The 14,721-nt window shown below is 71.6% G+C and carries 13 protein-coding genes; 5 read left to right on the top strand and 8 right to left on the bottom strand.

Going from position 1 to position 14,721, the window contains the following annotated elements:
* Positions 1-32 precede the first annotated feature (32 nt).
* Together DT073_RS06845 and DT073_RS06835 are read right to left on the bottom strand one after the other, a co-directional pair.
* Positions 33-617, bottom strand: coding sequence for a PH domain-containing protein (locus DT073_RS06845; protein ID WP_124292711.1), 585 nt, complete (start codon positions 615-617; stop codon positions 33-35).
* Positions 618-692: 75 nt separating this feature from the next.
* Positions 693-1,490 (bottom strand): biotin--[acetyl-CoA-carboxylase] ligase, encoded by a 798-nt coding sequence (locus DT073_RS06835; RefSeq protein WP_124292710.1) that lies wholly within the window; start codon positions 1,488-1,490, stop codon positions 693-695.
* Between the two features lie 277 nt (positions 1,491-1,767).
* On the opposite strand from DT073_RS06835, the gene DT073_RS06830 reads away from it, so the two are divergent.
* Complete coding sequence (locus tag DT073_RS06830; protein WP_124292709.1) at positions 1,768-3,366, top strand: acyl-CoA carboxylase subunit beta; 1,599 nt, start codon at positions 1,768-1,770, stop codon at positions 3,364-3,366.
* 50 nt (positions 3,367-3,416) lie between these two features.
* Entirely contained in the window at positions 3,417-3,626 is a 210-nt protein-coding gene (locus tag DT073_RS06825; RefSeq protein WP_124294395.1) for an acyl-CoA carboxylase subunit epsilon, read from the top strand.
* A gap of 262 nt (positions 3,627-3,888) precedes the next feature.
* Here DT073_RS06825 and DT073_RS06820 read toward each other — a convergent pair whose 3' ends face one another.
* The 4 genes from DT073_RS06820 to DT073_RS06805 are packed head-to-tail and all read right to left on the bottom strand — an operon-like array spanning position 3,889 to position 8,172.
* Entirely contained in the window at positions 3,889-4,941 is a 1,053-nt protein-coding gene (locus DT073_RS06820; RefSeq protein WP_124292708.1) for a hypothetical protein, read from the bottom strand.
* Positions 4,938-6,191, bottom strand: coding sequence for a sensor histidine kinase (locus DT073_RS06815; protein ID WP_124292707.1), 1,254 nt, complete (start codon positions 6,189-6,191; stop codon positions 4,938-4,940). Before DT073_RS06815 ends, DT073_RS06820 begins: the two co-directional genes overlap by 4 nt.
* On the bottom strand, positions 6,175-6,855 hold the full coding sequence (locus DT073_RS06810) for a response regulator transcription factor (RefSeq protein ID WP_124292706.1): 681 nt from the start codon (positions 6,853-6,855) through the stop codon (positions 6,175-6,177). The genes DT073_RS06815 and DT073_RS06810 overlap by 17 nt, the downstream gene beginning before the upstream one ends.
* Positions 6,856-6,864: 9 nt before the next feature.
* Positions 6,865-8,172, bottom strand: coding sequence for a class I SAM-dependent RNA methyltransferase (locus DT073_RS06805; protein WP_124292705.1), 1,308 nt, complete (start codon positions 8,170-8,172; stop codon positions 6,865-6,867).
* Between the two features lie 51 nt (positions 8,173-8,223).
* Here DT073_RS06805 and DT073_RS06800 point away from each other — a divergent pair, with 51 nt between their 5' ends.
* Positions 8,224-8,874 carry a Maf family protein gene (locus tag DT073_RS06800; protein WP_124292704.1) on the top strand — a complete coding sequence of 217 codons (651 nt, stop codon included), beginning with the start codon at positions 8,224-8,226 and terminating at the stop codon, positions 8,872-8,874.
* A gap of 93 nt (positions 8,875-8,967) precedes the next feature.
* Positions 8,968-10,737, top strand: a complete 1,770-nt coding sequence (locus tag DT073_RS06795) for an ATP-binding protein (protein ID WP_124292703.1) — start codon at positions 8,968-8,970, stop codon at positions 10,735-10,737.
* Positions 10,738-11,079: 342 nt separating this feature from the next.
* On the opposite strand, the gene DT073_RS06790 is transcribed toward DT073_RS06795, so the two are convergent.
* Together DT073_RS06790 and DT073_RS06785 are read right to left on the bottom strand one after the other, a co-directional pair.
* On the bottom strand, positions 11,080-12,201 hold the full coding sequence (locus DT073_RS06790; protein ID WP_205783051.1) for an alpha/beta hydrolase: 1,122 nt from the start codon (positions 12,199-12,201) through the stop codon (positions 11,080-11,082).
* Positions 12,202-12,347: 146 nt separating this feature from the next.
* Positions 12,348-13,802 (bottom strand): NAD(P)H-quinone dehydrogenase, encoded by a 1,455-nt coding sequence (locus DT073_RS06785; protein ID WP_124292702.1) that lies wholly within the window; start codon positions 13,800-13,802, stop codon positions 12,348-12,350.
* A gap of 81 nt (positions 13,803-13,883) precedes the next feature.
* Here DT073_RS06785 and DT073_RS06780 point away from each other — a divergent pair, with 81 nt between their 5' ends.
* Complete coding sequence (locus DT073_RS06780; protein WP_124292701.1) at positions 13,884-14,717, top strand: purine-nucleoside phosphorylase; 834 nt, start codon at positions 13,884-13,886, stop codon at positions 14,715-14,717.
* Positions 14,718-14,721 lie beyond the last annotated feature (4 nt).

The following is a 14,721-nucleotide window of genomic DNA, read 5'->3' as shown; positions in this document are numbered from 1 at the left end:
CGTCGCCGGCCCACCGGCAGGCGCGGACCGCGTCAGCCGAGCTGCGGCAGAGGCGGCGGCGGTCCCGGCGGGTACGGCCCCGACACCGAGGCCTGCGCATCACGATGCGCGAGGATCTGGTTGACCTCGACCTGGTCGACGAGCACCTCGTGCACGAGGACGACGCCGGGGATGTTCTTCATCCGGAGCGGCTCGTCGGCACCGTTGAAGAGGGTGAGGGTTCCTGCTCCCCACATCCGCTGCAGAATGCCTCGACGCACCTGGATCGTGTAGCCCCGCACATGGGACAGATCGCGGCGACGGGTGGCGAAGATCCCGGAACGCTCGATGACCCTTCGCGTCGTGATCGTGTAGACGCGACTCCACCAGGCCACGAACGGCAGGAGCACGAGGAGGAACACGACGACGGCGGCTGCGGTCAGCAGCATCCAATTCTCGAACGGCGCCGGAAGATTCCCCCAGAAGAAACCGGCCGCGCCGGCGACCGCGATGAGGATGAGCGCCGACCAGAAAAGCCTCCGGGCATGCGAGCGCACCCGCGCGATCCGCAGCTCGGGCGTCGGCACTCCCGGTGCGGGAGTGGCAGGACGCCCGGCGAAGCTGGTCGGGTGCGTCATGCACCCATTGTCGGGGCAGGGCCCGACAATCGGGCGCACCACACCCGGCGAGCGCCGCTCCCGCCCGGAATCGGATCAGCGCACGTGCACGACGTCTCCGGCCGAGACCGCGGTCTCGAGCCCCGTGGCGTCTTCGACGACCAGCCGCCCGTCGGCGTCGAGCCGGGCGGCGCGGCCGGTGAGGCGGGTGCCGTCGGGCAGGTGCACGGCGACGTCGGCGCCGAGGGTCGAGCACAGGGCGCTCACCTCTCCGGAGACCCCGGATGCGGCGGCATCCCCTCCTCCGGCGACCAGCGCACTGAGCTGCTCATCGAGCGCCGAGAGGAAGTCGGCGACGAGGCGGTCGTCGTCGCAGCTCAGGCCGAGGGCGGCGAAGGAGACGGCGGTGTCGACCGGGAGGTCTGCCCGTGTCATCCGTGTGTTCACCCCGGCACCGACGACGACGGCGTCGGGGTCGCCCGGAACGACCTCGGCGAGGATGCCGCAGACCTTGCCGCCGTCGATGAGCACGTCGTTCGGCCACTTGAGCGTGGCCGAGTGGGGCGTGCCGCGCAGCTGAGCGCCGACGGCGCGGGCCATCGCGGCGCCGGCGACGAGCGGGATCCACCCGCGTGCTCCGACGGGGAGGGCGGGCACGCGGACGACGACCGACATCGCCAGGGCGGTGCCGGGCGGAGTGGTCCAGCTGCGGTCGAGGCGGCCGCGCCCGGCGCGCTGGTCGGTGGTGAGGAGCACCGAGAGATGCGGCCAGCCGGCCGGGTCGGCGCCGGCGGCGGCGAGGACGTCGGCGTTGGTGGAGTCGGTGGACTCGGTGATCTGGACGCGGGGGCTGACGGCGGCGGCGCGGGGATACCCGTCGGTGGGGATCGGCATGACCTCACCCTATGCGCGGTCGGTTCGGCACGCGGGGGGCTTGCGCGCGGCGCGGTCACCCCTCGACTCCCGCTTCGCGCGCGGACGATCGGCCGGAACGAGGACTCTCCGCCGCACGGTATACGCGTCTAGGCCGCGCGGATACGCGCGCGGGGAGAGGGACGGACGGATGCCGCGGGCGCGACGCGGGCCGCAGCCGCAGGCGTGCGCCGAGCACAGCGGAATCGCGAACCGCTTGTGCGAACCCTCCAAGGGCTCGCGAGCCCCCGCCGATAGGGTGGAACCCGTGACCGATCAGCCCGACTTCTACACGACCGCAGGCAAGATCGCAGACCTTCGGGCGCGCTATCAGGAGGCCGTTCTCGACGCCGAGGCGACGGCGCAGCAGAAGCAGCACGCCAAGCACAAGCTCACCGCCCGCGAACGGATCGAACTGCTGGTCGACACCGGCTCGTTCGTCGAGTTCGACGAGTACGTCCGCCACCGCACGACCGCGTTCGGCATGGACAAATCCCGCCCCTACGGCGACTCGGTCGTCACGGGGACCGGCACGATCCACGGCCGGACGGTCGCGGTCTACGCGCAGGACTTCTCCACCTTCGGCGGTTCGCTCGGCGAGGTCGCCGGCGACAAGATCATCAAGATCATGGAGTTCGCCCTCCGCGGCGGCATCCCGATCATCGGAATCCTCGACTCCGGCGGCGCCCGCATCCAGGAGGGCGTGGTGGCCCTGGGCAAGTACGGCGAGATCTTCCGCCTGAATACCGCCGCCTCCGGCGTCATCCCCCAGATCTCGATCATCATGGGGCCCGCCGCCGGTGGCGCGGTGTACTCCCCCGCCCTGACCGACTTCGTCATCATGGTCGACAAGACCAGCCAGATGTTCGTCACCGGGCCCGACGTCATCAAGACCGTCACCGGCGAAGACGTCGGGATGGAGGAGCTCGGCGGCGCGCACACCCACAACACCCGCTCCGGCGTGGCGCACTACCTCGCCGAGGACGAGGACGACGCGATCGACTACGCCCGCACGCTCCTGGGGTTCCTCCCCGACAACAACATGTCGGAGCTGCCGGTCTACGAGACGGCGTTCGAGTTCGAGACGACCGACGCCGATCGAAGCCTCAACACCGTCATCCCCGACTCCGCGAACCAGCCCTACGACATCCACGGCGTCATCGGCCACCTGGTCGACGACGGCGACTTCCTCGAGGTGCAGCCCCTCTTCGCCCCCAACATCGTGATCGGCTTCGGCCGGGTCGAGGGGCGCACGGTCGGCGTGATCGCCAATCAGCCCTCGCAGATGGCGGGGACCCTGAACATCGACGCGGGCGAGAAGGCGAGCCGGTTCGTGCGCTTCTGCGATGCGTTCTCCGTGCCGATCCTCACCCTGGTCGACGTGCCCGGGTATCTCCCCGGCACCGATCAGGAGTGGACCGGCGTCATCCGCCGCGGCGCGAAGCTGCTGTACGCCTACGCCGAGGCCACGGTTCCCCTGGTCACCGTCATCCTCCGCAAGGCCTACGGCGGCGCCTACATCGTGATGGGCTCCAAGCAGCTCGGCGCCGACGTGAACCTCGCCTGGCCGACCGCCGAGATCGCGGTGATGGGTGGTCAGGGCGCGGTGAACATCCTCTACCGCGGCGAGATCAAGCGCGCTGAGGAAGCGGGTGAGGATGTCGCGGCGGTACGCACCCGCCTCGCCAACGAATACACCTACAACGTCGCGTCTCCCTTCCTCGCCGCCGAGCGCGGTGAACTCGACGGGATCATCGAGCCTGCCCAGACGCGGGTCGCAGTCGCCAAGGCGCTGCGGTCCCTCCGCGGCAAGCGGGCGAGCCTCCCCCCGAAGAAGCACGGGAACATCCCGCTGTGAGCACGGCGAGCGATCCGCGCGGCGGCGGAGCGGGCGGATCCGGCGAGACCCTGCCGCCCGTCGCGATCGACGTGCGTCGCGGTGCGCCCACCGAGGAGGAGCTCGCCGCCCTCATCGCCGTGGTCAGCGAGGAGTACGCCGCCGAATCGGCCGAGGCCGTCGCCGATGACCGCCCCGCCCGGAGCGCCTGGTCGCTCTCGCAGCGGGGGCTGCGCCAGCCCCTTCGCCGCGACGTCGGATGGGGTCGGTACGCGGGCTGAAAAAATCTGTCGAAATCGACGATTTGTCCCCCAAACTACCTACAGACAGACCGTTTCCGACCTTGCATACTGGAGGAGCTGGAACGCTCTGCGTTCGGCCCGACCGCCCGTCGTCTCTTCGACGGTCCAAGCGGTTTGGCTGTGCGAACGGTTTTCGGGTAACCGTTCGCTCAGGCGAGGGGCGGGCGGCTTCGCCGCCCCTCGCCTCCTCCCCCTCCTGGGGGTGAGGCAGACGGATGATCCCGCGTGGCGACCGGAGAGGTCACCGACCGGGGTGGTCGATCTCACGCCAGAGGTCGACGGAATCCTCGTCGGACAGGCCGTTCTCGGTGCCCGAGCGCCCCACCACGGTGACGGCCACGCGCGTGTGCGGCGACGTGCGGATGTAGAGCCGGTCGGACGTGGCCGAGCGCAGCGTCTCGGCGAGTTCTGCGCGGATGACCGCGAGCGACCGTTCGTCGATGCCGTCGAGGCCGCCCTCGTCGAGCATCGTCACCGAAGCGCCCCGCCGCCGCAGGCGTTCGACCTCGGTGCGGACGTCGTCGTCCAGCAGGCGCGGCCCCCGCATGTCGTCGCGGAGCCGGCCTTCGGCGAGGCGCGCCTGCAGGCGCTCCTCGGGCGTGAGCCGGCCGCCCGTCGACACGGTGCGGGTCAGGAGCGGACCGGCGATCGCAAGGGCGCGCTGCACTTGGATCCGCCGCTCGCGCTGGCGGGTGAGCTGTGAGGCCTGCCAGGCCGACGACACCCGCTGCAGTTCGGCGAGCTGCGCGGTGTCACGGGCCGCACGATCGAGCCCGCGAATGAGCAGCTGAGCGACGACGACCCACACCACCGACCCGACCAGCCCGAGTGCGAGGGCATTCAGTCCGCCCATCCACCATGCCGACAGTGCGGCGAGGATGGCGGTGCCGATCCAGGCGAACAGGGGCCGCCGTCGCGCCATCACGATCGTCATGAGCGCTCCGATACCCCCGAGATACCAGGTGGCGAACGGCTCGGTGCGGATGTCGGCGGCGACCCCCATCGAGATGGCCGCGGGCACGACGACGGCGTTCGCGATGGCGAGGAGGGAGATCCACACCGGCAGGCGTGTGGGTCCACGCACGCCCGCGGTCACGGACGAGTCGACGGGGTCGTCGGTGGTGAGCCGGGGCTCCCAGAAGATGCAGAGCCAGGTCGTGGGCAGGTACAGCAGGAGCGCGGCGATCACCAGCGAAGGGCTCTGGACGTCCTCCGTCCACCACAGCCCGCGCGCGGCGAGGTAGGCGGTGAAGGCGAAGGCGAGGCCGAGAAGGATGCCGCGGACACTGATCATGCGGTCACCGGCCGCCATTCCAGAGTCACCGTGGTCCCCTGCGGCGTCGGTTCGACGGCGGCGATGCCGCCGACGGCGGCGACGCGGGCGACGATGGACGCACGGATCCCCAGCCGATCGTCGGGGATCGCGTGCAGGTCGAAACCGTGACCGGTGTCGGAGACGACGACGGCGATCCGGTCGGCCCGCCCCGACACGTGGACGGCGAGCCCCTCACCGTGCGCGTGCTCGACCGCGTTGGCGACGGCCTGGGTCGCGGCGAGGGTGAGCGCGCGCGCGACGCGGCCCGGCAGCGGCGGCGTGTCGCGCTCGATGTCGCGACTCCGCACGGGGTCGGCCCCCAGGTTCGCGGCGGCGCGCTCGACGGCGTCGGCGAGCGCCTGGGCGTCGGTGGGCTCGTCGCTTCCTTCCTCCACACCCTGCTCGGTGTTGGCGAAGCGGGTCAGCGCCTCACGGGCCATCGCCACGGCGAGGGTGCGCTCACGCTCGGTGTCGGCACGCTCGCTGGCGATGAGCGCGGCCAGCACGCTGTCGTGCATGAGGGCGGCAACCGCGACCCGCTCCTCCTCCGCGGCGTTGGCCGCGGCGGCACGGGCGTAGCTGGCGACGGCCTTGGTGCGGGCATCATCGACGTCGGCCGCGATCCGCCGGAACACCCGGCCGAGGGTGATGAGCATCATTCCCAGGATGAGGGCGAACGAGACGTCCAGCACCAGAGGGATCCACAGCTGCGGCGCCGCATCGGTCTGGAGGATCCGCACCGAGCCGAAGAACATCGGCACCATCAGCGTCCACGCCACCTGCCACATGAAGGGCACGACGACCACCGAGGCGACCGTGGCGACGTTCACCAGGTACCAGATCCAGGGCTGCGTGGTGGGGTCCGACGGTTGACCGGCGGTCGCTGCCGGCCAGAGGGCAAGCGCGATGACGTAGCAGACGCAGAACAGTGCGGCGAAGACCCGCACGGCGCGCCCGACCGCGCAGGCGATGAGCATGGCCGCCAGCGGTCCGAAGGTGAGGACCATCAGGGGCACATGCCACCCGGGAGCCTCGTCGCTCGGCCCGAGGGCGGTGACGAAGGCCTGAGCGCCGAGGATGAGGCATCCGATCGCGATCGCGATGGTGAGGATGCGCTCGACCCGGCGCCGGGTGAAGGACCCGAGGGATGCCGCGCTCTCCGGTCCCTGCGGAATGCGCCCGACGGCCTCAGGTGGCGCCGCGCGCTGAGCCTCAGCGCCGACGCTCATGGCCGACCGATCCGTCCGCGGCCGGTGGGGTCAGGATGCCGTCCTCGATCGCGCGGCGCATGAGGTCGAGCTTGGTGGGCGCCGGCCGCCCGACCTCGACGTACTTCACCCGAACGCGCGTGATGTTCTCCTTGGCCGTGGAGTAGGCCACTCCCAGCCGTTCCGCGACCGCGCGCAGCGGCAGGCCCGCCGCATACAGGCGCAGAACATCGCGCTCGCGCGCGGACAGCTGCGCGTCGGCGAACGCGCGGTCGCCTTCGATGGCACTCGCCCACTCGACGTTGTTGAGCGGCTCGCCCCGGGACACCGTGGCGATCGCGGCGGTGACGTCGTCGATGCGGGAGGACTTGCTGACGATCCCCGCTGCTCCCGCCAGCAGCGCTTCGCGCACGGCTTCGGGCCGGTCGGCGACGCTGTGGATGATGACGCTCGAGCCGTCGCGGACGAGCCGGCGGACGTTCTCGGAGACGGTCGTCCCATCGCCGAGCGTGAGGTCGAGCACGACGACATCGGCGGGTGACGAGGCGCTGAAGGCTCGCCAATCGAGATAGGCGGCGACCGAACTGCCCGAGAACACCACGGTCTGAGCGCCGACGCGGGCGCAGGCCGCCTCCAGCCCGAGGCGCACCGACTCGTGATCGTCGATGAGGGCCACGCGGGTCATGTCAGCACTCTATCCACGCGGCCCCTCGCCGGTGAGCACCGCCACCGCTTCAACGTGGTGGGAGTGGGGGAAGAGGTCGATCGCCTCGATGAGGGCGGTGTCGTAGCCGTGGTCGCGGAAGGTGCGGAGGTCGCGCGCGAGCGCGACCGGGTCGCAGGCGACGTAGACCACGGCGGCGGGCGTCAGCGCGGCGACGGCGTCGACGACCTCGCGCCCGGCGCCGGCCCGCGGCGGGTCGAGGAGGATCGTGCCGCGGGCGAGCGCCGCGGCGTCGGCGCGCGCGAGCCTCTGGGCGAAGCGGGGAAGCCAACGGTCGACGCGCCCGGTCTCGGCACTCATGGCCGGCCACGCGGTGAGGTTCTGTGCGGCGTGACCGGTGGCGCGGGGGTCGGACTCGACGCTGATCGCCCGGGTGCGCGGGCCGCCGAGGTCACCGAGAGCCGCCGCGAAGAGACCGACACCCCCGTAGAGGTCGAGGTGCAGGGCGTCGGGATCGAAGGCGCCCGACCGGCGCACTGCGCCCGTGACGACATCGGTGAGGGTCTCGGCGGCCAGGCGATGCACCTGCCAGAAGCCGCCGGCATCGACGCGGAACGCGCGCTCGCCCACGTGCTCGATGATCACCTCGTGGGCGGCCGGATCGGCGGGGTTCGCCGGGCTGCGGCGCGTGCGCTCCGGGCGAGGGATGACGCGCACGCGCCCGTCGGCGGGCTGAACGAGGTCCACCCGCCCCGGACGCAGACGTCCGAGCGACGACGTCGCCTCTTCGATCTCGGCTGTCGCCAGCGGCAGCTCGGTGACCTCCACCACGCGGTGACTGCGCACCGCGTAGGGCCCGACGGCGCCGCGGGCGTCGACGTGGAGGCTGACGCGGGTGCGCCAGCGCGTGGCATCCGTGGTCTCCGTTCCCCCACCCGCGGTGCCTGCCGGCGCCATCGTGACCTCTCGCTCGGCGCCGCCGATGCGGCGGAGCGCGTCGTCGATCACCCGCTTCTTCAGCGCACGCTGCGCGCCCAGGGCGATGTGCCCGAAGTCGGCGCCGCCGGGGCGGTTCGCCGGGGGCGTGGTCAGGTCGGCCTGCGGCCAGATGTGGGGGCGTCGATCGGGTGAGACCTCGGTGACCTCGACGACCTCGGCGCGCCAGAACGCCTTCTTCGAGGTGTCGACGAGCCGCGCACGGACCACTTCGCCGGGCAGGGTATCGGGCACGAAGACGACCCGACCCCGCTCCCCGTCTCCGGCACCGTGACGGGCGACGAAGACGCCGCCGTGGGCGACGTCGTCGATGCGGAGATCGAGCAGGTCACCGACATCCATCCCTCAACCCTAATGACCGACCGGGGCCGCTCCCTCGCTAGCGTGGGAGTCATGCGTGTGCTCCTCGCCTCGACGTCGCCCGCCCGTCTCATGCTGCTGCGCAGCGCCGGCATCGAACCCGAGACCCTCGCCCCCGACGTCGACGAGGAAGAGGTCATCGCGGCCGTCGAGGCGGGTGAAGGGCGCACCCTCAGTCCTCAGGAGCACGTCCTGCTGCTCGCGCGGCGGAAGGCGGCGGATGTCGCGGCGCGCGTGGTCGCGGAGGATCCGGCCTTCGACGGTGTCGTGATCGGCGGGGACTCGATGTTCGAGCTTGACGGCGAGATCCTCGGGAAGCCGTATGAACCCGACGTGGCGGTCGCGCGGTGGCGCGCGATGCGCGGCCGCACCGGCGTGCTGCACTCGGGCCACAGCGTGTTCCGCATCTCCCCCGGTGCGCCCGCGCACGAGGAGCACGCCGTGGCCGAGGCGTCGGTGAGCTTCTGCGCCGACGTCACCGACGACGAGATCGACGCGTACGTGGCCACCGGGGAGCCGCTGCAGGTCGCGGGCGCCTTCACCGTCGACAGCCTGGGCGGACCCTTCATCGAGCGGGTCGAGGGCGATCCGTCGACGGTGGTCGGGATGTCGCTGTCGACCCTTCGACGCCTGATCACGCGCCACGGGGTCGCCTGGACCTCGCTCTGGGGCACTTCCGACTGAGACGGCGAGTTGTGGTTGGACGCCCACGTTTCTTCCCGGTTCTTGTACGAACCAGTCAAATGACCGAGCATCCGCGTGGGTAGGCTGGCCTCCATGCCTCGAATCGCCAAGGTGCTCATCGCGAATCGCGGCGAGATCGCCGTCCGCGTCATCCGTGCCGCCCGCGACGCCGGGAAGGCGTCTGTCGCCGTCTACGCCGACCAGGATCGCGACGCCCTCCACGCCCGTCTCGCCGACGAGGCGTACGCCCTCGAGGGCTCCACGAGCGCCGAGACGTACCTGTCGATCGAGAAGATCCTCTCGATCGCCCGCCGCTCGGGCGCCGACGCGGTGCACCCCGGCTACGGCTTCCTCGCCGAGAACGCCGACTTCGCCCGGGCCGTCATCGCCGCGGGCCTGGTGTGGATCGGTCCCTCGCCCGAGGCGATCGAGGCGCTGGGCGACAAGGTCACCGCGCGCGCCGTCGCCGAGAAGGTCGGCGCTCCCCTGGCTCCCGGCACGCCGGGGCCGGTCGCGGGCGCGGACGAAGTCGTGGCCTTCGCCGAGTCGGTGGGGCTCCCCATCGCGATCAAGGCCGCCTACGGCGGCGGCGGGCGGGGCCTGAAGGTCGCGCGCACCCTCGACGAGGTGCCCGAGATGTTCGAGTCGGCGACCCGCGAGGCGATCGCGGCCTTCGGGCGGGGCGAGTGCTTCGTGGAGAAGTACCTCGACAAGCCCCGACACGTCGAGACCCAGTGCCTCGCCGACAGCGCGGGCAACGTCGTGGTCGTCTCCACGCGCGACTGCTCGCTCCAGCGCCGCCACCAGAAGCTCGTCGAAGAGGCCCCCGCACCGTTCCTCACCGAGGAGCAGAACCGCATCCTCTACGACGCCTCGAAGGCCATCCTCCGTGAGGTGGGCTACCTCGGCGCGGGAACGTGCGAGTTCCTGATCGGCGCCGACGGCACCATCTCCTTCCTCGAGGTGAACACCCGCCTCCAGGTGGAGCACCCCGTCTCCGAGGAGGTGACCGGGCTCGACCTCGTGCGCGAGCAGTTCCGCCTCGCCGAGGGCGAAGAGCTCGGCTACGACGACCCGGCGCCGGTGGGCCACTCGATCGAGTTCCGCATCAACGGCGAAGACCCCGGTCGCGGCTTCCTCCCTCAGCCCGGCCCGATCCACGTCTTCAAGACGTTCGGCGGCCCGGGCCTGCGTCTGGACTCCGGCGTCACCGCCGGCGACAGCGTGTCGGGGGCGTTCGACTCGCTGCTGGCCAAGATCATCGTGACCGGCCGCGACCGCGCGGAGGCGCTCGAGCGCGCGCGGAGGGCTCTGGACGAGTTCGAGGTGGCGGGACTCCCCACCGTTCTGCCGTTCCACCGCAAGGTCGTCCGTGACCCCGCCTTCACCGCCGCGGACGGCGTGTTCGGCGTGTACACCAGGTGGATCGAGACGGAGTTCGACAATGACATCCCGCCGTGGGACGGCGAGCTCGACGCTCCCGCCGCCGGCGAGGGCCGCCACACCGTCGTCGTCGAGGTCGCCGGCAAGCGCCTCGAGGTCAGCCTCCCCGACCGGGTCGCCACCACCGCCTCGCACACGGCCGGTCGTCCGGCAGCCGTGCCGCCCTCGCGGCGCTCCCACACCGCCTCCGCTGTCGCGGGCGCATCGGGCGACGCGGTGAAGGCGCCGATGCAGGCGACGATCGTCAAGGTCGCGGTGGCGGAGGGGCAGCAGGTCGTCAAGGGCGACCTCGTCGTGGTGCTCGAGGCCATGAAGATGGAGCAGCCCATCCAGGCGCACAAGGACGGCACCGTCGGCGCCATCAACGCCGATCCCGGCACGACTGTCGCGGCGGGTCACCAGCTCCTGACGATCGCGTAGCGCGCCCGCGCGCGGGCGGAGAGCGCGGCAGGCGATCGTGCGGGCGTGACGCGCGGAGCGGTCGCGCGGAGCCCTGCTGGCGCGGGCGCGCGCGGGCGGCGTTGTGCGCCCGCTCCGGAGCATCCCTCCCCCCCGCGCTCATCGCGCGCACGCGCCCGGTGTCCCCCGACCCGTCAGAATCTGCGGCCTGACGCCGCACCAGGCCGCCGTTCTTGACGGGTCGCGGACAGGAGGCGACGGCTGGTTCGCACGACCCGTCAGAATCTGCGGCCTGACGCCGCACCAGGCAGCCTTTCTTGACGGGTCGCGGACAGGAGGCGACCGGAGTCGACGCGCGACCCGCTATCCCGCGCGGAGCTTCGCGAGAAAGGCTGCGGTGCGCTCGAAGGCGATGTCGCCCTCGGGCACCTGGACGTCCGGGAAGAAGTAGAACCCGTGCGGCATCCCCTCGGGGAAGTAGCCGTCGACGGCGACGCCTTCGGCGGCGAGCGCCTGGGCGAACGCCCTGGCCGAGTCGACGATCGGGTCGTGGGTCCCGGTGGCGAGGAAGGTGGGCGGGTAACCGGCGAGGTCGCCGTAGATGGGGCTCGCGAGGGGATCGGTCCAGGGCGTCGTCGGCAGGTAGGCCCCCCGGATGAACCCGAAGAACGCGCTGTCGTAGACGATCCCCCGCGGCGCCTGCGCCTGGAACGACGGCCACCGCTCCTGTGCGAAGTCGACGAACGCGCCGTACATCAGCACCGCGTCGGGGGCGGGAAGCCCGCGCGTGCGCGCGAGAAGGGGAAGCGCCGCGGCGAAGTTCGACCCCGCCGAGTCGCCCGCCACCGCCACCCACGCCGGGTCGCCGCCGAGCCGGTGCGCATCGGTGCGCAGCCACGCGTAAAGGTCGGCGACGTCGTCGAGCGGGGTCGGGAACGGGTACTCGGGCGCCAGCCGGTAGTTGGCCGACACGACGATCACCCCGTTGTCCTTGGCCAGGCGACGCGTGATGTAGTCGGTGTCGGCGGCCGAGCCGACGGTGAACCCGCCGCCGTGGACATACAGGATGACGCCGAGCGCGTCATCGGCGGCGAGGCCCTGAGGGCGGTAGACCAGGGCGGAGGCGACCCCGTCTCGGACGGGAAGGTACACGGTGTCGACGTCGACGTCGGGCACCGCCTCCGCGCCGGTCGGAGGCACCAGAGCAGGGTCGGGCTTGATCCGGTCCTGCCCGATGTAGCCCGTGCGGACCGGGAGGATCATCATGTCGCGCAGGGCCACGGGCTGGCGGTTGTTGGCGATCACCCGGTAAGAGGGCATGGCCGGGTCGTCCGGATCGATGTAGCTCAGGCCGTCGATCTCGCGGACGACGGTGACATCGACCGCGCCGTCGGGGATCGTCAGCAGCGCAGGATCGATCGGGCGGGATGCTGCGGGGGCGGCGTCGGCGCCGGGCGCCGAGCGCGCCGCGGGATTGATCGGCACGGGGGAATTCTAGAGGTGGGCGGGGGCGTTTCGTCCTGCCGGTCGGCGAGCGAGGAGCGCGGCGACGAGACGAAACGCGTCCCCGCGGCGGTGCGTGTCGTCTCGCTGCGCTCGTTCGGCGACGGGGTGCCTCGCACGCGGGCGGGTCAGACCTGGGCGGCGTCCATCGGCCGGTCGACGATGTGCATGGCGCGCGCGGCATCGGTGATGCTGCCCGACAGCGAGGGATAGACGGCGAAGACCCGCGAGACCTGATCGACGGTGAGGCGCCGCTCCACGGCGATCGCGATCGGGTAGATCAGCTCCGACGCCCGCGGGGCGACGATGACCCCGCCGATGACGGTGCCGCTGCCGCGGCGGGCGATGAGCTTGACGAACCCGTCGCGCACCCCCATCATCTTCGCCCGCGGATTGGCCGAGAGAGGGAGTTTCAGCACCTGTCCGTCGATGGCGCCGGAGGTGACATCCTTCTCCTGGAAGCCGATGGTGGCGATCTCGGGAGCGGTGAAGATGTTCGAGGTGATGCGGCGTTGCTCGAGCGGGATGACCACGTCGCCGAGGGCGTGGAAGACGGCGGTGCGGCCCTGCATCGAGGCGACCGAAGCCAGCGGCACGAAGGTGGTGCAGTCGCCCGCCGCGTAGATGTTCGGCACGCTCGTGCGTGCGACCCGGTTGACCTGGATGTGACCGGAGTCGGTCATCTGCACCCCGGCCTCCTCCAGGCCGATGCCGGCGGTGTTCGGGATGGCGCCGACCGCCATGAGGCAGTGGCTCCCCTCGACGACGCGTCCGTCGCCCAGGGTCACCTGGACGCCGTCGCCGGTGTTGACGACGCTCTCGGCGCGGCACCGCGACAGCACGGTCATGCCGCCGCGCTTGAACACCTTCTCGAGCACGGTCGCGGCGTCGGCATCCTCGCCCGGGAGCACCTGGTCGCGGCTGGAGATGAGCGTGACCTGGGCTCCGAGGTTCATGTACGCCGAGGCGAACTCGGCCCCGGTGACCCCCGATCCCACGACGATGAGGTGCGAAGGGAGGGCGTTCATCGTGTAGAGCTGCGTCCAGGTGAGGATGCGCTGCCCGTCGGGCTTGGCGCTCGGCAGCCGACGGGGCGAGGCGCCGACCGAGACGACGAGGGTGTCGGCCTCCACCCGATCGAAATCGGTACCGCCGATGTCGGTGGAGACGATGACCTCGTTGCGCCCTTCGAGACGCCCGTGGCCCGAGATGATGCGCACCCCGGCTTCGACCAGCGACGCCCGCATGTCGTCGGACTGCTGGCGCGCGAGCGAGAGCACGCGCTTGTTCACCGCCGCGAGGTTGATCGCGATCTCGGGCTTGAGGGGCTTTCCCGTCTCGCCTCGGGCGAACAGCTGCACGCCCAGGTCGCTCGCCTCCGAGATCGCCACGGCGGCGTCGGCCGTGGCGATGAGCGTCTTGGAGGGGACGACATCGGTGATGACGGCCGATCCGCCGACGCCGGCGCGCTCGACGAGGGTGACCTCGGCGCCCAGCTGAGCGGCTGCCAGGGCCGCCTCGTACCCGCCGGGACCGCCGCCCAGGATCGCCACGCTCTGGGTCCGCTCGAAGCTCAACGACATGCCTCCATTCAAACAGCCGCGGGGGGTCGCTCGGGGGCGGTGCAGTGGCAGGGCGTCGGATCTGGTCCGTATCGTGATCTCATGCATCATTCCCCTGCCCATCCGCTCGACGACCCGAACGCCGATCCGTTCGCCGTCGCCGCCCAGGCGGCCGACGACATCGCCCGCCTCACGGGCGTGGACCACCACGACATCGCCCTCACCCTCGGAAGCGGGTGGGGGAAGGCCGCCGACCTGATCGGCGAGACCGTCGCGACGGTTCCCGCCACCGAGGTGACCGGTTTCAGCCGTCCGGCGCTCGAGGGTCACGTGGGCACGATCCGCAGCATCCTCACCCCTGCCGGCCGCAGGGTGCTCGTCATCGGCGCGCGCACGCATTTCTACGAGGGCCACGGGGTGCGCCGTGTCGTGCACAGCGTCCGGACCGCCGCCGCGACCGGGGCCCGGATCATGGTCCTCACCAACGGCGCGGGCGGCATCCGCCGCACGTGGCATCCGGGGCAGCCGGTGCTCATCAGCGACCACATCAACCTCACGGCCGCCTCACCGCTCGAAGGCGCGACCTTCATCGACCTCACCGACCTGTACTCGGAGCGCCTGCGCGAGATCGCGCGCGCGGTCGACGCGACGCTCGACGAGGGCGTGTACTGCCAGTTCCGCGGGCCGCACTACGAGACCCCGGCAGAAGTCCGGATGGCCGAGCGCATCGGCGGCGACATCGTCGGCATGTCCACCGCCCTCGAGGCGATCGCGGCCCGACAGGCCGGGATGGAGATCCTCGGGTTCTCGCTCATCACCAATCTCGCGGCGGGCATCCAGACCACGCCTCTCAGCCACGAGGAGGTTCTCGAGGCCGGACGCGACGCCGAGCCGGTGATCTCCTCCCTCCTCGCCCGGGTGGTGGAGAAGCTGTGACCGC

Source organism: Microbacterium sp. ABRD28, assembly GCF_003850245.1.
In the GTDB taxonomy this organism is placed as follows: Bacteria; Actinomycetota; Actinomycetes; order Actinomycetales; family Microbacteriaceae; genus Microbacterium.
The sequence above is the reverse complement of the archived record's forward strand: the minus strand, read 5'-3'. Positions and strand labels throughout refer to the sequence as shown.

Excerpts from the sequence above, each read along its gene's own strand:
- DT073_RS06785 (WP_124292702.1), bottom strand. The coding sequence starts at position 13,802 with ATGTCGTTGAGCTTCGAGCGGACCCAGAGCGTGGCGATCCTGGGCGGC.
- DT073_RS06800 (WP_124292704.1), top strand. The coding sequence starts at position 8,224 with ATGCGTGTGCTCCTCGCCTCGACGTCGCCCGCCCGTCTCATGCTGCTG.
- DT073_RS06820 (WP_124292708.1), bottom strand. The coding sequence starts at position 4,941 with ATGATCAGTGTCCGCGGCATCCTTCTCGGCCTCGCCTTCGCCTTCACC.
- DT073_RS06835 (WP_124292710.1), bottom strand. The coding sequence starts at position 1,490 with ATGCCGATCCCCACCGACGGGTATCCCCGCGCCGCCGCCGTCAGCCCC.
- DT073_RS06780 (WP_124292701.1), top strand. The coding sequence starts at position 13,884 with ATGCATCATTCCCCTGCCCATCCGCTCGACGACCCGAACGCCGATCCG.
- DT073_RS06810 (WP_124292706.1), bottom strand. The coding sequence starts at position 6,855 with ATGACCCGCGTGGCCCTCATCGACGATCACGAGTCGGTGCGCCTCGGG.
- DT073_RS06805 (WP_124292705.1), bottom strand. The coding sequence starts at position 8,172 with ATGGATGTCGGTGACCTGCTCGATCTCCGCATCGACGACGTCGCCCAC.
- DT073_RS06845 (WP_124292711.1), bottom strand. The coding sequence starts at position 617 with ATGACGCACCCGACCAGCTTCGCCGGGCGTCCTGCCACTCCCGCACCG.
- DT073_RS06795 (WP_124292703.1), top strand. The coding sequence starts at position 8,968 with ATGCCTCGAATCGCCAAGGTGCTCATCGCGAATCGCGGCGAGATCGCC.
- DT073_RS06815 (WP_124292707.1), bottom strand. The coding sequence starts at position 6,191 with ATGAGCGTCGGCGCTGAGGCTCAGCGCGCGGCGCCACCTGAGGCCGTC.